This window comes from Cognatilysobacter segetis, from assembly GCF_004359965.1.
GTDB classification, from domain to species: domain Bacteria; phylum Pseudomonadota; class Gammaproteobacteria; order Xanthomonadales; family Xanthomonadaceae; genus Cognatilysobacter; species Cognatilysobacter segetis.
The window spans coordinates 20,169-37,873 of sequence record NZ_SMRQ01000003.1; the positions used below are offsets into that span (position 1 = coordinate 20,169).

20 protein-coding genes are annotated in these 17,705 nt (G+C 70.6%); 5 read left to right on the plus strand and 15 right to left on the minus strand.

Annotated features, from left to right (window positions below; all coding sequences use genetic code 11):
* Positions 1-36 precede the first annotated feature (36 nt).
* From E4F61_RS01110 to E4F61_RS01135, 6 genes are all read right to left on the minus strand, one after another.
* Positions 37-525: a TPM domain-containing protein gene (locus E4F61_RS01110; protein ID WP_133477505.1), complete on the minus strand. Its 489-nt coding sequence runs from the start codon at positions 523-525 to the stop codon at positions 37-39.
* Complete coding sequence (locus tag E4F61_RS01115) at positions 525-1,439, minus strand: TPM domain-containing protein (RefSeq protein ID WP_133477506.1); 915 nt, start codon at positions 1,437-1,439, stop codon at positions 525-527. Before E4F61_RS01115 ends, E4F61_RS01110 begins: the two co-directional genes overlap by 1 nt.
* Before the next feature lie 10 nt (positions 1,440-1,449).
* Complete coding sequence (locus tag E4F61_RS01120) at positions 1,450-2,166, minus strand: LemA family protein (RefSeq protein WP_133477507.1); 717 nt, start codon at positions 2,164-2,166, stop codon at positions 1,450-1,452.
* 86 nt (positions 2,167-2,252) lie between these two features.
* Positions 2,253-2,984, minus strand: coding sequence for a TerC family protein (locus E4F61_RS01125; protein ID WP_133477508.1), 732 nt, complete (start codon positions 2,982-2,984; stop codon positions 2,253-2,255).
* A 33-nt stretch (positions 2,985-3,017) separates the two neighbouring features.
* Positions 3,018-3,410 carry a diacylglycerol kinase gene (locus tag E4F61_RS01130; RefSeq protein ID WP_133477509.1) on the minus strand — a complete coding sequence of 131 codons (393 nt, stop codon included), beginning with the start codon at positions 3,408-3,410 and terminating at the stop codon, positions 3,018-3,020.
* Between the two features lie 154 nt (positions 3,411-3,564).
* A complete protein-coding gene (locus tag E4F61_RS01135; protein ID WP_133477583.1) occupies positions 3,565-4,551 on the minus strand; it encodes an isoaspartyl peptidase/L-asparaginase family protein in 987 nt (328 codons plus the stop codon).
* Positions 4,552-4,948: 397 nt separating this feature from the next.
* Between E4F61_RS01135 and E4F61_RS01140 the strand changes: the two genes are divergently transcribed.
* Positions 4,949-6,136, plus strand: a complete 1,188-nt coding sequence (locus tag E4F61_RS01140; RefSeq protein ID WP_202908920.1) for a S8 family peptidase — start codon at positions 4,949-4,951, stop codon at positions 6,134-6,136.
* 42 nt (positions 6,137-6,178) lie between these two features.
* Here E4F61_RS01140 and E4F61_RS01145 read toward each other — a convergent pair whose 3' ends face one another.
* The 5 genes from E4F61_RS01145 to E4F61_RS01165 form a co-directional block, all read right to left on the minus strand.
* A complete protein-coding gene (locus tag E4F61_RS01145) occupies positions 6,179-7,411 on the minus strand; it encodes an ABC transporter permease (protein WP_133477510.1) in 1,233 nt (410 codons plus the stop codon).
* Positions 7,408-8,154, minus strand: coding sequence for an ABC transporter ATP-binding protein (locus tag E4F61_RS01150; RefSeq protein WP_133477511.1), 747 nt, complete (start codon positions 8,152-8,154; stop codon positions 7,408-7,410). Before E4F61_RS01150 ends, E4F61_RS01145 begins: the two co-directional genes overlap by 4 nt.
* A complete protein-coding gene (locus E4F61_RS01155) occupies positions 8,151-9,692 on the minus strand; it encodes an efflux RND transporter periplasmic adaptor subunit (protein WP_133477512.1) in 1,542 nt (513 codons plus the stop codon). The genes E4F61_RS01150 and E4F61_RS01155 overlap by 4 nt, the downstream gene beginning before the upstream one ends.
* A gap of 76 nt (positions 9,693-9,768) precedes the next feature.
* On the minus strand, positions 9,769-10,977 hold the full coding sequence (locus E4F61_RS01160) for a sensor histidine kinase (RefSeq protein ID WP_162301355.1): 1,209 nt from the start codon (positions 10,975-10,977) through the stop codon (positions 9,769-9,771).
* A gap of 81 nt (positions 10,978-11,058) precedes the next feature.
* On the minus strand, positions 11,059-11,769 hold the full coding sequence (locus E4F61_RS01165; protein WP_027081995.1) for a response regulator transcription factor: 711 nt from the start codon (positions 11,767-11,769) through the stop codon (positions 11,059-11,061).
* Between the two features lie 94 nt (positions 11,770-11,863).
* Here E4F61_RS01165 and E4F61_RS01170 point away from each other — a divergent pair, with 94 nt between their 5' ends.
* Together E4F61_RS01170 and E4F61_RS01175 are read left to right on the plus strand one after the other, a co-directional pair.
* Positions 11,864-12,202: a DMT family protein gene (locus E4F61_RS01170; protein WP_133477587.1), complete on the plus strand. Its 339-nt coding sequence runs from the start codon at positions 11,864-11,866 to the stop codon at positions 12,200-12,202.
* A 23-nt stretch (positions 12,203-12,225) separates the two neighbouring features.
* Entirely contained in the window at positions 12,226-12,534 is a 309-nt protein-coding gene (locus tag E4F61_RS01175) for an Mpo1-like protein (RefSeq protein WP_133477514.1), read from the plus strand.
* Between the two features lie 15 nt (positions 12,535-12,549).
* On the opposite strand, the gene mazG is transcribed toward E4F61_RS01175, so the two are convergent.
* Genes mazG through nudE form a run of 3 tightly spaced genes read right to left on the minus strand, consistent with a single transcriptional unit; the run spans position 12,550 to position 14,746 of the window.
* On the minus strand, positions 12,550-13,377 hold the full coding sequence (mazG, locus tag E4F61_RS01180) for a nucleoside triphosphate pyrophosphohydrolase (protein ID WP_133477515.1): 828 nt from the start codon (positions 13,375-13,377) through the stop codon (positions 12,550-12,552).
* Positions 13,374-14,207 carry a 3'(2'),5'-bisphosphate nucleotidase CysQ gene (gene cysQ / locus E4F61_RS01185; RefSeq protein ID WP_133477516.1) on the minus strand — a complete coding sequence of 278 codons (834 nt, stop codon included), beginning with the start codon at positions 14,205-14,207 and terminating at the stop codon, positions 13,374-13,376. The genes mazG and cysQ overlap by 4 nt, the downstream gene beginning before the upstream one ends.
* Positions 14,204-14,746, minus strand: coding sequence for an ADP compounds hydrolase NudE (nudE, locus tag E4F61_RS01190; protein WP_133477517.1), 543 nt, complete (start codon positions 14,744-14,746; stop codon positions 14,204-14,206). Before nudE ends, cysQ begins: the two co-directional genes overlap by 4 nt.
* A 44-nt stretch (positions 14,747-14,790) precedes the next feature.
* Between nudE and bioA the strand changes: the two genes are divergently transcribed.
* Both bioA and E4F61_RS01200 read left to right on the plus strand, forming a co-directional pair.
* Positions 14,791-16,224, plus strand: coding sequence for an adenosylmethionine--8-amino-7-oxononanoate transaminase (gene bioA, locus E4F61_RS01195; protein WP_133477518.1), 1,434 nt, complete (start codon positions 14,791-14,793; stop codon positions 16,222-16,224).
* Positions 16,215-16,952, plus strand: coding sequence for a 16S rRNA (uracil(1498)-N(3))-methyltransferase (locus E4F61_RS01200; RefSeq protein ID WP_133477519.1), 738 nt, complete (start codon positions 16,215-16,217; stop codon positions 16,950-16,952). Before bioA ends, E4F61_RS01200 begins: the two co-directional genes overlap by 10 nt.
* 58 nt (positions 16,953-17,010) lie before the next feature.
* Here E4F61_RS01200 and E4F61_RS01205 read toward each other — a convergent pair whose 3' ends face one another.
* On the minus strand, positions 17,011-17,703 hold the full coding sequence (locus E4F61_RS01205) for a chemotaxis protein CheW (RefSeq protein WP_238382751.1): 693 nt from the start codon (positions 17,701-17,703) through the stop codon (positions 17,011-17,013).
* Positions 17,704-17,705: the final 2 nt, after the last annotated feature.

Below are 17,705 nucleotides of genomic sequence, written 5' to 3' on the forward strand. Positions count from 1 at the left end.
GTCATGGCCGGGACGCGCGGCGATGCGGCCCGCACGTCAGAGCAGGTGCGGGCGGTCGGGCAGCTCGTTGCTGTCCACGTAACCGTGCGGTCGCGGGAAATGCCGCTCCAGCAGCGCCGAGATCGCCTCGATCGCGCGCAGCACGCCGGCTTCCGTGTCGCCTGCGCGCATCGCCGACTCCAGGTCGTGGCAGATGGCCGCCCAGTCGGCATCGTCGACGCGGCCGTTGAAGCCGCGGTCGGCGACGATCTCGATCGCGCGGTCGGCCAGCAGCATGTACACGAGCACGCCGTTGTTGGCCTCCGTGTCCCACGCGCGCAGGCGCGAGAACACCTCGAGCGCGCGCTCGCGCGGGCGGTGGCCGACCAGCGCCAGCCTCAGCGGCAGTGCGGCCTCGACCGCGAAGCAGATCTCGCCCGTGTGGCGCGCCTCGCTCGCCGCGATGGCGCCGGCGATGCGCTCGAGCATGTCGGGCGGGAATACGCGCGCCGACGACGGCGCGAAGAGGTGCCTGAGCGCGCGCATCACCAGCCCCCGGAGGCGCCGCCGCCCCCGCTCATGCCGCCACCGCCGCCCCAGCCACCACCGCCGCCGAAGCCGCCGCCACCGAAACCGCCACCGCCGAATCCCCCACCGCCGAAGCCGCCGCCCCACCAGCCGCCGAGGCCGGCGTCGCGCGCGTAGCGAACGCGACGTCCGCCGGAGAGGCCCATGACGAATCCGATGAAGCCGCCGATCGCACCGATGAACACGCTCGCGAGCAGCCAGGCGATCGCGCCGGCGGCGATGCCGCCTGCGATGCCGCGGAAGAACGCCGGCGTGCGGCCGAACAGACCGCGCACCATCTGCGCCACGAAGAACGCGGCGATCAGCGCCAGCATCGGATTGCCGCGCATGCCGCCGCCGGACGACGGGGCCTCCTGCGCGGCCATCGGCGCGGGCAGCGGTTCGCCGTCGATCACCTGCGTGATGACCTTGGTGGCGTCCATAAGCCCGCCGGCGTAGTCGCCCTGCTTGAAACGCGGCGCCATGTATTCGTTGATGACGCGGATCGCCGTGGCGTCCGGCAGCGCGCCCTCGAGCCCGTAACCGACCTCGATGCGCGCGCGATGGTCGTCCTTGGCGACCACGACCAGCACGCCGTCGTCCACCTTCTTCCGGCCGAGCTTGTACTGCTCGAAGGCGCGGACGGCGTACTCCTCGATCTCCTCGGGCTTGGTCGTCGGCACCATGAGGATCTGCAACTGCGCACCCTTGCGCTGCTGCAGCGCCAGCGCCTGTTGCTCGAGCTGCTGGCGCGCCTGCACGTCGAGCGTCGCGGTGGTGTCCACCACCGGCGACGTCAACGGCGGGATCGGCGCGAGCTGCTGCGCGATCGCCTGGAAGGCGGTCGCCAGCAGCGCGATCGCGGCGACCGCGAGCAGGCGCGACCGCGTCATCGGCGCGGACTCAGCCCTGCGGCACGGTGGCGGGCGCGGTCGACGGCGCGGGGGCGCTCGACGGCGGCAGCGCCTGGCCCTGCGGGGCCTGCGGCTGCGCCTGCGGCGCCGGCATCGCCTGCGGCGCGGTCTGCACGGGCGGCGGCGTGCCGAAGTCGACCGTCGGCGCGTTCGAGATCTGCGCCTCGTTCTCGACCGTGAAGTTCGGCTTCGGCTTGTAACCGAACATCTTCGCGGTGAGGTTCGTCGGGAACTGGCGGATGTACGTGTTGTAGTCCTGCACGGTCGTGATGTAGCGCTGGCGCTCCACCGTGATCCGGTTCTCGGTGCCTTCAAGCTGCGCCTGCAGCTGCAGGAAGTTCTGGTCGGCCTTGAGCTGCGGGTACTGCTCGCTCACCACCAGCAGCCGGCTCAGCGCGCCCTGCAGCTGCGTCTGCGCGGCCTGGAACTGCGCGAGCGAATTCGGGTCGTTCGCATTGACGTTGATGCTGCCCACGCGCGCGCGGGCTTCGGTCACTTCCGTCAGCACGCGTTCCTCGTGGCTGGCGTAGCCCTTCACCGTGGCGACCAGGTTCGGCACCAGGTCGGCGCGACGCTTGTAGACGTTGAGCACCTGGGACCAGGCCGCGTTCACCGCCTCGTCCTTCTGCTGGATCGTGTTGTAGCCGCAGCCGCTCAGTAGCGTGGCGAGCGTGAGCAGCAACAGGGCGTTGAGGAGCTTGCGCATCGGAAGGCCTCGGTCGTGATCGATGGTGCCGGCGGGGCCATACCCTACCGGCAGCGGCAATAAATACGCCGTGACGGCCGGTCCGGCTAGGGTTCGAGCTGCCGACGCGCCGCGCGGCGACGGGCGGTCAGGTTCAGCACCTCGACGATCGCCGAGAACGCCATCGCGCCATAGATGTAGCCCTTCGACAGGTGCAGCCCGAAGCCTTCGATGACGAGGTAGACGCCGACCAGCACGATGAAGGCGAGCGCGAGCATCTTGACCGTCGGGTTCTCGTCGATGAAGCGCCCCAGCGGCTTGGACGCCAGCAGCATCACGGCGACCGCCAGCAGGATCGCGCCGACCATCACCGCCTTCTGGTTCGCCATGCCCACCGCGGCGATGACCGAGTCGAGCGAGAACACGATGTCGATCACGGCGATCTGCGCGATCACCATGCCGAACGACGCGGCCGGCCGGGTGTGGATGTCCTCCTCCTCGGGTTCCCCGACGATGAGGTCGCGGATCTCGCCGGTGCCCTTCACCAGCAGGAAGAGGCCGCCGACGATCAGCACGAGGTCGCGCACCGAGATCCCGCGGCCGAACAGCTGGAACAGCGGATCGGTCAGGCCCGCGAGCCAGGCCAGCGTGAGCAGCAGCGCGATGCGCGTGAGGCAGGCGACTGCGATGCCGAAGCGCCGGGCGCGGTCGCGCTGCGCGTAGGGCAGCTTGCTCACCGCGATCGAAATGAACACCAGGTTGTCGATGCCCAGCACGATCTCGATCGCGCTCAGCGTGAGCAGCGTGATCCAGGTCTGGGGGTCGAGCAGCATCTCCATCACGCGGCGTCCGTCGGCATCGGGTCGCGCAGTTTACGCGGCGGCCGGCCAGACGCGCGGCAGCAGGATCGCGGCCCAGGTGACCACCACGTTGAGCATCATCACGAAGACCGCGGCGGAGCCCATGTCCTTGGCGCGGCCCGCGAGCTCGTGGAATTCGGCGCCGTAGCGCTCGATCACCGCCTCGATCGCGGAATTCAGCAGCTCGACCGCCATCACCGCCAGCATCGAGCCGATCAGCAGCGCGCGCTCGACGCCGCCATCGCCCAGCCACCAGGCCAGCGGCGCGAGCACCGCGAACAGCCAGACCTCGAGCCGGAACGAGGACTCGTGCTTCCATGCGGCGCAGAGGCCCTGCACCGACCAGCGCGCCGCCTTCACGATGCGCAGCGGATGGCGCGGCAGGTGTCCGACGGTGTCGGCCATGGCAGTCCTCATGATCACGGATCGCGGGCGGCGCCGGCCGCAGAGGCGGCCGGGACGGTGCGCGGCTCCCCGCCGCGGCCTCCGGATTCTCTCACGCGACCGGCACGCCGGCCCGCGGCCTGCGCTGAATGCGCGCGCCGCCGCCGCGAACGGATCAGTCCTCGTGGATGGCCACGCCGCGGCTGCCGTCCGGCCGCACCCAGGCGCGGAACATGCTGCCGCTGTTGAACGGCATGGCGATGTTGCCGTCGCGGTCCAGCGCGATCGCGCCGCCGTCGCCGCCCATGGCCGGGATGACCTTGTTGATGACCTCGTTCGCCGCGGCCTCGAGGCTGTCGCCGCGGTACTCGACGCGCGCACAGATGTCGCGCGCGGCGTTCGCGCGGATGTAGTACTCGCCCCAGCCGGTGCCGGACACGCCGCAGCGCTCGTCGGCCCAGGTGCCGGCGCCGATGATGGGGGAGTCGCCGATGCGGCCCCAGCGCTTGTTGGTCATGCCACCCGTACTGGTGCCGGCGGCGATATGGCCGGCGCGATCGAGCGCGACCGCGCCGACGGTGCCGAGGTAGCGGCGAACGTTGCCGTCGTCGCCCGCGATCACCGCGGTCTTCTGCGTGGCCTCCTTGCGCTGCGCTTCCTCCAGCTGCCGGCGGCGCATGGGCGTGTCGAACCACGAATTCGGCACGCGCTCGATGTCCTTCTGCGTGTCCGCGAACGCTTCCGCACCCGCGCCCGCGAGCATCACGTGCGGGCTATGTTCCATCACCGCGCGCGCCAGCCTGATCGGGCTGCGCACCGTGGTGACGCCGGCGACCGCGCCCGCGCGGCGCGTATGGCCTTCCATGATCGCGGCATCGAGTTCGTGCCCGCCTTTCGCGTTGAACACCGCGCCCTTGCCGGCGTTGAAGCGCGGCGATTCCTCCAGCACGCGGATCGACGCTTCCACCGCGTCGATGGCCGCGCCGCCGGACCGCAGCACGCTGTTGCCGGCGTCGAGGGCGCGGCCGAGCGTCTCGCGGATTTCCTTCTGGTCCGCCGCGCTCAGCGATTCCTTCGGCACGAAGCCGGCGCCGCCGTGGATCACCAGGGCCGTCCTGCCAGAGGGAGGAGCGGGGTCGTGGGACTGGGCATTCGCGGTCATGGCGAGGGCGAGCAGGCAAAGGGGAAGGATGCGCATGAGGGGCTCCACTGGAGGGCCGGAGCATAGCGGCGACGACGCCTCGTCCGCGATCCGCCATGCCTGCTTTTCGACGGTGCGGTGCAACACGAATCTTGACGGGGCCGTCACGTTGCTGACCGTCGCGGACCCTTCGCGAAATCCCTTCACATCGCGAAAAACCCGCTGTTTTTCCGCGATAAACCTCGGCATCGCGTTGAGCGGCCGCCGGAGACAAACGTGAAAGCTGTACGGGTTCGGCCATCTATGCTTGACAGCGTTCAACCAGCGTTCGGATTGTCGGCTCCGCGCCGCGACCCGTGGCGCGAGTGACGCGGTTCCAGGTGGACCCGCGCCTTCCCCCACTTCTGATGGAGCAGCAATGAACAGCAAGCGCGTCCTCGCGTTCGCCATCTCGATGGCCCTGTGCTCGACCGCCGCCAACGCCGGCACCCTCGTCCGCGCCGCCAAGGAGCGCATCGAAGGTCAGTACATCGTCGTGTTCAACCCGCAGAGCCTGTCGGTGCCCGCCGGCCTCGCTCGCGAGCAGGGCCTGGCACGCGCGGCGGAAAATGCCGCCGTCGACATCGCCGCCAAGCACGGTGGCGACGTGCGCATGGTCTACCGCAATGCCGTGCAGGGCATGGTGGTTCGCGCGCCGGAGGCGGTGGTCGCACGCATGCTCAAGGATCCGCGCATCGCGTTCATCGAGGAAGACGCGGTGGTCCATGCCGACGCCACGCAGAGCGGCGCGACCTGGGGCATCGATCGCATCGACCAGCGGTCGCTGCCGCTGAGCGGCACCTACACCTACGACTACACCGGCTCCGGCGTGCGCGCGTACGTCATCGATACCGGCATCCTGTCCAGCCATTCCGAGTTCGGCGGGCGCGTGCTCGCCGGCTACACCGCGGTCAGCGACGGCCGCGGCACCACGGACTGCAACGGCCACGGCACGCACGTGGCGGGCACGATCGCCGGCGCCACCTACGGCGTCGCCAAGTCGGCGCGCCCGGTGCCGGTGCGCGTGCTCGGCTGCGACGGTTCGGGCACGAACTCGGGCGTCATCGCGGGCATCGACTGGGTGCGCACCAACGCGGTGAAGCCGGCCGTGGCGAACATGTCGCTCGGCGGCGGCGCGTCCTCGGCGGTCGACACCGCGGTGAACAACCTGTCGAACTCGGGCGTGACGGTGGTGGTGGCGGCGGGCAACGACAACGCGAACGCCTGCAACTACTCGCCGGCACGCGCGGCGGGCGCGATCACGATCGGTGCGACCACGTCGTCCGATGCCCGCGCCTCGTACTCGAACTACGGCTCCTGCCTCGACCTGTTCGCACCGGGCAGCTCGATCCGCTCGGCCTGGTACACCAGCACCACGGCGACCAACACGATCAGCGGCACGTCGATGGCATCGCCGCACGTCGCCGGTGCGGTGGCGCTCTACCTGCAGCGCAGCCCCTCGGCTTCGCCGTCGACCGTGCGCAACTGGCTGAAGACCAACGGCACGGCGAGCAAGGTCACCAGCGCGGGCAGCGGCTCGCCGAACATCCTGCTGTACTCGCGTTGATCGATCGGGTGTGACGGGAAGGCGGCCTCCGGGCCGCCTTCCTCATTGCGAGCGCAGCGCCTCGATCGGATCGAGCCGCGACGCCTTGCGCGCCGGATAGAAGCCGAAGAACAGGCCGGTCGCGATCGAGAATGCCGCCGCGAGCAGGATCACCGTGGCGTCGAGTTTCACCGGCAGCGAGCCGAACTTGCCGACCGCCAGCGCGCCGCCCATGCCGATCAGGATGCCGAGTGCGCCGCCGATGAGCGAGATCAGCATCGCCTCGGCCAGGAACTGCCGCTGGATGTCGCCCGGCCCGGCGCCGACCGCCATGCGCAGGCCGATCTCGCGGATGCGCTCGGTCACCGACACCAGCATGATGTTCATGATCCCGATGCCGCCTACGATGAGCGAGATGCCCGCCACCGCGCCGAGCAGCAGCGACATGAGCTTGGTCGTCTGCGTGCGGGTGGCGACCACCTGCGCGATGTTGCGCACGTTGAAGTCGTCCTCGTCGCCGGGCTGGATCTTGTGCCGCTGGCGCAGCAGCGCCTCGATCTCGCCCTGCGCGTAGTCGAGGTCCTTCGCGTCGGCCACGCCGACCGCGATCTGCATGACGGCGCCCGCCGGCAGGCCCATCGCGCCCATGAGCCGGCGACGCGCGGTCTCCAGCGGCACCACGACGAGGTCATCCTGGTCCTGGCCGAAGCCGCCCTGCCCCTTGGACTTCAGCACGCCCACCACGGTGAACGGCACGCGGCCCATCCGGACGGTCTGGCCGACCGCCTCCTCGTCGCCGAACAGTTCGCGGCGCACTGTCTCGCCGAGGATCACGGACTTGGCGCCGGCGTAGTCCGAGGTGGAGAAACCCTCGCCGCTCGCCAGCTCCCAGCCGTTGATCTCGAACCAGTCGGCCTGCACGCCCTGCCATTGCGACTGCGTGTTGTTCTCGGCGAACACCACCTGCGAATTGCCGCGCAGCGTGCCGGTGACGCGGTCGATCTCGGGGATTTCCTGCCGGATCGCGTCGGCGTCGTCCTCGCTCAGGGTGAAGAACGAGCTCGACGACATGCGCACGCCGCCGAAGCCGCGTCCCGCGCCCGGGCTGATGTCCAGCCGGTTCGAGCCCAGGCCCGACACGAGCTTGTCGATTTCCGCCTGCGTGCCCTGCCCGACCGAGACCATCACGATCACCGCGGCGATGCCGATGATCACGCCCAGCGACGTCAGCGCGCTGCGCAACCAGTTGCCGCGCAGCGAGAACGTCGCGGTGCGAAGCGTTTCGGTGAACTTCATGTCGCGCCCTCCGTCCACGGCCCGGCATCGGGCGGCGCGATGTCCGGCACGCGGTTGCTCTCGTTCTGCTCGTGCAGTTCGCCGTCGCGCATCACGAAGACGCGGTCGGCGTGCACGGCGACTTCGGGATCGTGCGTGATCAGCACGACGGTGTGGCCGTCGTCGCGCAGGCGCTTGAAGAGCGCGAGGATTTCCTCGCCCGTCTTGGTGTCGAGCGCGCCGGTCGGCTCGTCCGCCAGCAGGACCGGCGGCGAATTGATCAGCGCGCGCGCGATCGCGACGCGCTGCTGCTGGCCGCCCGAAAGCTCGCTCGGCCGGTGGTGCACGCGCGTGCCGAGGCCCACGGCCTCCAGCGCGGCCTGCGCGCGCCGCAGGCGCTCGGCGCGCGGCACTTCGGAGTAGGACAGGGGCATCGCCACGTTCTCGAGCGCATCCATCCGCGTGAGCAGGTTGAAGCCCTGGAACACGAATCCGATCGTGCGCAGGCGCAGCTGCGCGCGCTGCTCCGCGTCGAGCGTCGCGATGTCCACACCGTCGCAGAGGTAGACGCCCTCGCTGGGCGTGTCGAGGCAGCCGAGCAGGTTCATCAGCGTCGACTTGCCGGAACCCGACGGCCCCATGATCGCGACGAACTCGCCGCGGCCGATCGACATGTGCACGTCGCGCAGCGCCACCACCTCGGCCTCGGTGCCGGCCGAGTAGACCTTGCCGAGGCCGCGCGTCTCGATGACCGCCTCGGTCACGGCGCCTTGCGCTCCGCACCGGTGATCACGGTGTCGCCCTGCTTCGGCGCGCCCGACACTTCGGTGAAGCTGCCGTCGCTCGCACCCAGTCGCGCCATCACCATCTTGGGCTTGCCGGCCACCAGCAGGTACAGCGGCGCGCGGCGCGCGCTGAGCAGCGCGTCGAGCCCGCTGTCCCAGCGCTGCTGCTGATCCGGCGTGAGCAGCGCGCGGAACCCCGCGAACTGCTGCGTCATGCGCTGCGCCATGCGTTGGCGCATCGCGCCCGCATCGGGCCCGCCACCGCCGGTGCCACCGCCCGTGGCGCCGCGACCGCCGCCCGGGCCGCCGCCGAACAACCGGCTGCCGCCGCCCTGCTGCGCCATCGCCGCGCGACGCGCCTTCTGGCGTTCGCGCATCTCGGTCGCCGCCTCGTCGTACGCGGCGCGCTGCACCGGCGTCGGCGACAGCGACGCGACGAGCCGGTCGATCTCCTCGGTCACGCCCTGGCCGCCACCGCCCGCGGCGGCTTCGCCCGCGGACGCCTGCATCGCCGCCTGCTCCTCGTCGCTGGGCTTGTAGCGCAACGCGGCATTCGGCACGCGCAGCACGTCGTCGCGGCGCGACACCTCGATCTCGGCGTTCGCGGTCATGCCCGGCAGCAGCGTGCCGTCGCGGTTGTCGACCCGGATCACCACCGGATACGTCACCACGTTGTTCGTCGTCGTCGCCGACAGCCGTACCTGCGCGACTTCGCCGCGGAAGCGGCGATCGGGGAACGCATCGACCGTGAACGACGCGCGCTGCCCGACCTTGACCTGCCCGATGTCGGCCTCGTCGACCGCGAGCTCGATCTTCATCTGCGACAGGTCCTCGGCCAGCTTGAACAGCTCCGGCGCCTGGAAGCTCGCGGCGACGGTCTGGCCCGGCTCGATGCTGCGCGTGAGTACGACGCCGTCCACCGGGGAGCGGATCTCGGTCCGCGCGAGGTTCACGCGCGAGGTGCGCGTGCCCGCCTGCTGCTGCGCGATCTGCGCGCGGCTCGCGGTCAGCGTGGCGCGTGCACGCTCGAGCGTGGCGCGTGCAAGGTCCACATCGGCCTGTGCGACGAGCTTCTGCCGGCCGAGCTCGGCCTTGCGGCGGTAGTCCGCCTCGGCATTGCGCAGCGTCGCCGCGGCTTCGGCCGAATTGGCCTGCGCCGCGTTGATGGCCGCGCTGCCCTGCGCGATCTGCGCCTCGTAGGTGCTGGGATCGATGCGCGCAAGCACCTGGCCCTTGCCCACATGGTCGTTGAAGTCGACGTAGACGTCGGTGACCTTGCCGGACACCTCGCTGCCGACCACGACCGTGGAGATCGCGCTCAACTGGCCGGTCGACGAGATGACGACGCGGATGTCGCCGCGGTCGATCTTCGCCGTGCGGTAGCCACCGCCCGCGGCGGTCGCGCCACGTTGGTGTTTCCACGCCCAACCGGCGGCGATCGCGACGACGGCGACAAGGGCTAGCGCGACGAGGCCGCGGCGGCGGGCGGGACGGACGGGGGCGGCAGGTCGGCTCATTCGGATCCGGGGATGGAAGGCTGCAGAAAGGCGTCAACGCCCGTCAACGCACGAGGTCGCGCGCGGTTGACAGGCATCAGCGCTGGAAATGGATGGTGGCGACGGTGCCGCGCCCGGGCGTGCTCTCGAGCTCGACCGGCCAGCGGAAGCGTTCGCCCAGCCGGCGCACGATCGAAAGGCCGATGCCCATGCCTTCGCCGCCGCCGTCGCGATCGTGGCGGAAGAACGGATCGAACGCCTTGGCGAGCGTGTCCTCCGACATCCCGATGCCGGTATCGCGCACTTCGATGCGGTCGGGGCGCAGCACCACGTCGACCCGGCCCGCCTCGGTGAAGCGCACCGCGTTGCTCAGCAGGTTGCCCACCATCAGCGACAGCACGCGGCGCGGGGCGTCCACCGCGCCACCGCCTTCGTCGATCACGCGCAGTTCGACCGGCTTGTCGCCGACCTGCCGGCGCGCCAGCTCGACCTCGTCGTCGACGACCTCGTGGACGTCGAAGCGCTCGCGCTCGGCCTCCACCTCGGTGTCGCGCGCGAGGATGAAGAACGCGTCGATCACCGACTGCATGTCGTGGCCCGCGCGCTGGATGCGCGCGACGGCGCGCTGCGAGCGCTCGGGAAGCGCGCTGTCCGCGGCCATGAGGTCCGAGGCCACGCGGATCACCGTGAGCGGCGTGCGCAGCTCGTGGCTCGCATCGCGGGTGAACCGGCGCTCGCGGTCGATGAAGTCCGATACGCGCGCGGCCATGCCCCGCAGCGCGTGCGCGAGGCGACGCACTTCCAGCCCGGCGTCCACCGGCAGGTTGTGCGGCGAGAGCGGTCCCGTGTTCGGCGACAACGGATCCCAGCGGGCGACGACCCCGGCCAGCCACGTCACCGGGGCCACCATCCGCTTGGAGGTGCGGTAGGTCAGCCACGCGGAGACGTAGGTCACCAGCAGCGCGAGCAACAGGCTGAGGCCGCCGGTCCAGAAGACGGCGGCATCACTGAAGGACGGGTCGAAGCTGAGGTAGATCGTGCCTTGCGGCCGTCGGTCGACGACCGTCGCACGTGCGCCCCAGAACGGCACCCGGACGCCCGGCGGAAGGTTCCGCAGGTCGTCCGGGACGCTGGCGGCGGACGCGCCCGCCGGTACGAAATACGTCGCCATCCGCGAGTTGTGCGGCAGCGACGCGCCGCGCGAGGCATTCACCTGCGTCCAGGCGCTGGCGGCTTCGTCGGCCAGGCGGTCCCGCAGCAGGACGTGGCGTACGCCGAACTCGGCGCACGCGATGCCGAACGCCATCACCAGGCTCGCGGCGAGAGCCTGGACGACGAAAGCGATTTTGATCTTACGGGGTAGCCCGTGCGGCATGCGGTCGCCGGATCACTCCGGCGGCTGGCTGATATCCGCGATACGGTAACCGGCCGACTGCACGGTGTGCAGCAGCTGCTTGTCGAAGGGCTTGTCGATCGTCTTGCGCAGGTTGTACAGGTGGCTGCGAAGGGTGTCGGAATCCGGCAGGCCGTTGCCCCAGATCTCACGCTCGATCTCCTGCCGGCTCACCACGCGGGGCGACTCGCGCATCAGGATCGTCAGCAGGCGCAGGCCGATCGGCGAGAGCTGCAGCTCGACGCCACCGCGGGTCACGCGCAGGCTGGCCGGGTCGAGCACGAGGTCGGCCACCTTCAGCACCTCGCCGCCGACCTGGCGCCGCTCGCGGCGGATCAGGGCGCGCAGGCGGGCCTCGAGCTCCTGGATCGCGAAGGGCTTGGTCAGGTAGTCGTCGGCGCCGGCGGACAGGCCGGTGAGCTTCTCGTCGAGCGTGTCGCGCGAGGTCAGCATCAGCACCGGGGTCGACTTGCGCGCTTCCTCACGGAGCCGCTTGCATACTTCCACGCCGTCCAGGCGCGGCAGCATCAGGTCGAGCACCAGCACGTCGTAGCTGTTCTCGGCGGCCAGCCGGTAGCCGTCGAGGCCGTCGGCCGCATAGTCCACCTCGAAGCCGCGGCTCTCGAGGTATTCGCCCATCATCTCGGAAATGTTGCGGTTGTCCTCGATGATGAGGACGAGGCCGCCGTCTCGGTTGGTCTGCATGTGAGGAGCCCTCCTTCAGTTTTGTGAAAGGTGCCCGCCGCCAAGTCTAGACGCTGTGAAGACCGAACGTTTTTCTCAACTCCTGCAGACCTCGATGAACGACCGCATCCTCGCTCCCCTACTGCTGCTCGGCTCCAACGTGTTCATGACCTTCGCGTGGTATGGCCACCTGAAGTTCAAGAACGTCCCGCTCCGGTGGGTGATCCTCGCCAGCTGGGGCATCGCGCTGTTCGAATACTGCCTCCAGGTGCCCGCCAACCGCCTCGGCAGCAACGTGTACAGCGCGCCGCAGCTCAAGGGCATGCAGGAGATCCTCACGCTGCTGGTGTTCGCGGTGTTCTCGATCTGGTTCCTCGGCCAGCCGCTCAAGTGGAACCACTGGGCCGGCTTCGCGCTCATCGTCGTGGCCGGCTGGCTGATCTTCCTCGAGTGACAGGCGCGGCGCATGATCCGCCCATGACGACGCGACGCTTCGCCAGCTTTCGCGAGTTCTATCCGTTCTATCTCGAGGAGCACTCGCATCCGGTGAGCCGACGGCTGCATTTCGTCGGGACGCTGGGCGTGCTCGGCTTCATCGCCGCGAGCATCGCCACGCGCGATGCGCGCTGGCTGATCGGAGCGCCCCTGTGCGGCTACGGCTTCGCCTGGGCCGGTCACTTCGTCTTCGAGAAGAACCGGCCCGCCACGTTCCGGCACCCGCTCTACTCGCTGATGGGCGACTGGGTGATGTTCAAGGACATCCTGACCGGTCGCGTCCGGCTCTAGTACGCCGCGCTGCCGTCAGCGGCCGCGCTCCTCCGCCTTCGCGCGATCCCAGTACGCATCCTGTGCTTTGAGGTCCAGCGCCGCGAGATCGACGCCATCGCCGGCGGCGAAACGCTCCATCGCGCGGAAACGGCGTTCGAATTTCGCGTTCGCACGGCGTATCGCTGCGCCCGGGTCGACCTTCGCATGCCGCGCGAGGTTCGCGGCGACGAACAGCAGGTCGCCGATCTCGTCCTCGAGCCGGTCGCGCGCGCCGTCGTCGCCTTGCGCGAGCGCGGCGAACTCCACGCGCACGTCCTCGATCTCCTCGTGCAGCTTGTCGATCACCGGCGCGGGGCCGGGCCAGTCGAAGCCCACCGTCGCCGCGCGCTTTTGCAGCTTCACGGCGCGCTGCCATTCCGGCAGGCCGCGCGCGATGCCCGCTAGCACGCTGGTATCGACGTCGCCGCTCGACTCGCGCTCCGCGCGCTTGATCGCCTCCCAGCTCGCGGTCTGCGCCTCGGCATCCTCGAAGCTCGCGTCCCCGAAGACGTGCGGATGGCGACGCACCATCTTGTCGTTGATCGACTCGACGACGTCGGCGAACGCGAACGCGCCCTGTTCTTCGGCCATCCGCGCGTGGAAGACCACCTGCAGCAACAGGTCGCCGAGCTCGCCGCACAGGTCGGCGGTATCACCGCGTTCGATCGCGTCGGCGACCTCGTACGCTTCTTCGATGGTGTACGGCGCGATCGTCGCGAACGTCTGCTGCAGGTCCCACGGGCAGCCCCCGTTCGGGTCGCGCAGGCGCGCCATGATCGCGAGCAGCGTGCGCACGTCGCGCGGATCGCCCGCCAGGCTCATTTCGAGAGTGCCGCCTGCGCCGCCGATGTCCATTCCTGCCAGCGCAGCTCCGGATCGCCGATCGCGATGAAGTCGCCGTTGAGCAGCGTTTCGCGCACGTTGTAGCGAAGCGGGCGGCCGCGCGGGTCGACGACCTGCCCGCCCGCGCCTTCGAGGATGGCCTGCCCGGCGGCGGTGTCCCATTCGCAGGTCGGCCCGAAACGCGGGTAGAGGTCGAGCCCGCCCTCGGCGATGCGGCAGAACTTGAGCGAGGAACCGAGATTCAACTGCTCGACATCGCCGTGCGCCCGCATGGCATCGATGAAGGCCTCGCTGCGGCCGTCCTTGTGCGAACGACTGGCGGCGACCTGCATCGGCTGCGAGGCCGGCGCGCGCACGCGCACGGCGCGGTCGTCCGCGCCCGCACCGTCGCGACGGAAGGCGCCGTGCGAGGCACCACCGTGCCAGACGATGCCCGTTACGGGCGCCTGGATGACGCCCCACGTGGCGACGCCGTCCTCGACCAGCGCGATGTTCACGCTGAACTCGCCATTGCGCTTCACGAACTCGCGCGTCCCGTCGAGCGGATCGACGATCCAGAGCCGTCGCCATTCGCGGCGGACCTCGTGCGCGACCTTGTGCTCGGCTTCTTCCGACAGCACCGGGATGTCGGGCGTCAGTCGCCCGAGCCCCGCGGCGATGCAGCGGTGCGAGGCGAGGTCGGCCTCCGTCAACGGCGACGCGTCGGTCTTGCGTTCGACGTCGAAGTCGGCGCCGTAGACCTCGAGGATCGCGGACGCCGCATCGCAGGCCAGCGCGATGACGGATTCGCGCAGGGATGCATCGATCATCGGTTCGACCTCAGCCATTCGCGGGTGATGAACAACGCCGCGATGGAGCGGCCTTCGGAAAAATCGTCGCGCAGGATCAGCGCGTCGAGCGCGTCGAGCTTCCACGGCACGACGTCGAGCGGCTCGGGCTCGTCGCCGGGCAGCCGCTCGGGATACAGGTCGCGCGCGAGCACGAGCTGCGTCGCATGGCTCATGTACGTCGGCGCGAGCGAGAGTTCGCGCAGGCGCAGCAGCGAGCGGGCGCCGTAGCCGGCCTCCTCCTTGAGCTCGCGATCGGCGGCCTGCTCGGGCGTTTCGCCGCGGTCGATGCGGCCCTTCACGAGGCCGAGCTCGTAGCGATGGAAGCCGGCGGCGTACTCGCGCACCAGCAGCACGGTCTCGTCGTCGAGCATGGGCACGACGACGGCGCCGTGCCCGCGCCCGTGCAGGCGCTCGAACTGGCGCCGCTCGCCGTTGCTGAATTCGAGGTCGAGCCGCTCCATCCGGTACGGCCCGGCATCGTGCTCGGTGACGCCGTGGATGGTCGGCAGCGTCTTCATGCGACCCTCGCCGGAAGGCCGGCCGGACGCGGGATAATGGCGGGATGAACAGGCACGATCACGATGCGGCCATCCTAGCAGGGGCAGGCGAAAGCCCGGCTGACGCATGGCGCCGACGCGACCTCGACGTGGTCTGGCACCCGTGCACGCAGATGCGCGAGCACCCGCACGCGCTGCCCCTCCTCCCGATCGCGCGCGGCGAGCGCGAATGGCTGGTCGGCATGGACGGTCGCCGCTATCTCGACGCGGTGTCGAGCTGGTGGACCTGCACCCACGGCCACGCCGAGCCGCGCATCGCCGAGGCGATCGCCACGCAGGCACGCACGCTGGAGCACGTGATCCTCGCCGGCTGCACGCACGAGCCGGCGGTGATGCTGGCCGAGCGCCTGCTCGCGATCGCGCCGCGCCCGCCGGGGCGTGCGCCGTTGTCCAAGGTGTTCTTCGCCGACAACGGCTCGGCCGGCGTGGAAGTGGCGCTGAAGATGGCCTTCCACTGGTTCCGCAACGGGGGCCAGCCGCAGCGGACGAAGTTCGTCGCGCTGGAGAACAGCTACCACGGCGAGACGCTGGGCGCGCTCGCGGTCGGCGACATCCCGCTCTACCGCCGCGTGTACGCGCCGCTGCTGGCGGAGGCGCTGTTCGCGCCGTCGCCGGATGCGGTCCTCGCTCCGCCCGGTGAGAGCGCCGAGCAACGGGCGCATCGCGCGGCCGACGCGCTCGCCGCGCTGCTCGCGGCGCAGGGCGACACCGTCTGCGCGCTGATCCTCGAGCCGCTCGTGCAGTGCGCCGGCGGGATGCGCATGCATCATCCGGCCTACCTGCGCCGCGTACGCGAGCTCTGCGACGCGCACCGCATCTTCCTCATCGCCGACGAGATCGCGGTGGGCTTCGGCCGCACCGGCACGATGTTCGCCTGCGAGCAGGCGGGCATCGCGCCCGACCTCATGTGCCTGTCGAAGGGCCTGACCGGCGGCTCGCTGCCGCTGGCCGCCGTACTCGCCACGCAACGCATCTACGACGGCTTCCTCGACGACTCGCGCGAGCGCGCCTTCCTGCATTCGCACAGCTACACCGGCAATCCGCTCGGCTGCGCGGCGGCGCTCGCGTCGCTGGGCATCTTCGAGAGCGATGACGTGCTGGCGCGCAACCGCACGACGGCCGCGAAGATGAGCGAGCGCGCGGCGTCGTTCCGCACGCATCCCAACGTCGTGGACGTGCGGCAGACCGGCATGATCGTCGCGATCGAAATGGCGCCGGGCGCCGACGCGGGGGTCGACGGCACGGCGGTCGAGATCGCCGGCGGCCGCGGCCTGCGCGCGTACCGCGAGGCCGTCGCGCGCGGCGTGCTGCTGCGTCCGCTCGGCGACGTCCTCTACTGGTTCCCGCCCTACTGCATCGGTGACGACGCGCTCGACCTGCTGGCCGCCACGACGCGCCACGCGATCGACGCCGCCTTCGGAGGCCCGACATGCGCCTGACCCGCGTGTACATCCCGCAGCCGCTGTCGCCGGGCGCCGAGGTGACGCTGCCCGAGAGCGCCGCCGCGCACCTCACCCGCGTGCTCCGCCTGGGCGTGGGTGATGCGTGCATCGCCTTCAACGGCGACGGTTGCGACTACGCCGCGACGCTGGCGTCGGTGGGCAAGCGTGAGGCACGGCTGGTAATCGGCCAGGCGACGCGCGTGGACCGTGAATCGGCGCTGGGCATCACGCTGCTGCAGGGCGTGGCCAAGGGCGAGAAGATGGACCTGATCCTGCAGAAGGCGACCGAGCTGGGCGTGCAGGCGATCGTTCCGGTGTGGTCGCAACGCAGCGACGTCAAGCTCGACGGCGACCGCGCCGCCAAACGCCTCGAGCACTGGCGCAACGTCGTCGCATCCGCGTGCGAACAGTGCGGGCGCGCGGTCGTGCCAGCGGTTGTGCCGCCGGCCTCGCTGCAGGCCGCGCTGGGCGCATTGCCGCCGCACGACACGCGGCTGCTGCTGGACCCGGTGGGCGCGCACTCGCTGCGCACGCTCGATCTCGGCGCCGACGCGGCGTTGTGCGTCGCGGTCGGGCCGGAAGGCGGCTGGTCACCGCTGGACCGCGAGCAGTTGCAGGCCGCGGCCTTCGGCGGACTCCGACTCGGCCCGCGCATCCTGCGTACCGAGACCGCGGGCCTGGCGGCGATCGCCGCGCTGCAGGCGCGCTTCGGCGACCTGATCTGACGCCCCAATTAGAAAGGGCCGCACGGGGCGGCCCTTTCGCATGCGCGGCGAGCGTCGATCAGGCGGCGTCGCGAAGCTCGTGCAGTTGCTGTTCGATCTGCAGGAGATCCGGCAGCAGCGCGGGCTCGTCGTTGAGACGGACGAGGGCCTGCACGCCCCGCGGCAGCGGCGCGTCCTGGGACTCGATGCTGAGCGCCGCCTTCGAAACCGTGACCAGGCGCGGGAAGCCCTGCGTCACCACCGCGAAGAACGGCAGGCGGCGATCACCGCCGAGCGCCTTCAGCACGATGACCTTGCTGCCCAGGCCCGGCGTGTCCTCGCCGATGCCGGCCAGGCGGGAGAACGCGACCAGCGGCAACTGCCAGCCGCGCCAGCGCATGCGGCCCAGCAGCCAGTCGGCACCGCTCGCCTCGCGCTCCGGCTCGGCGTAGGACAGCACCTCGGCGATGGTGGCATTGGGCAGCAGCAGTCGCCCGCCGCCGACCTGGATGAGCACGCCGCGGATATCGCCGGATTCCTGCGCGGTCCATGCGGCCTGCACGCCGATCGCGGGCGCCGGCTGGAGCGCGGGCGAGGCGTCCGTCCCGACCTGCGTCATGGCGACGGCCTGCGCCAGCGCGACGTCCACGACCGGCGAGGCGGCGTCCGCCTCGACGTCGGCTTCGGGGGTTTCGATCGCGGCCTCGGCGATGCGCGCCCCGGAGGCGGGCATGGCGACGGCGGGACGGCGATTGCGCTTCTTCTTCGACACGG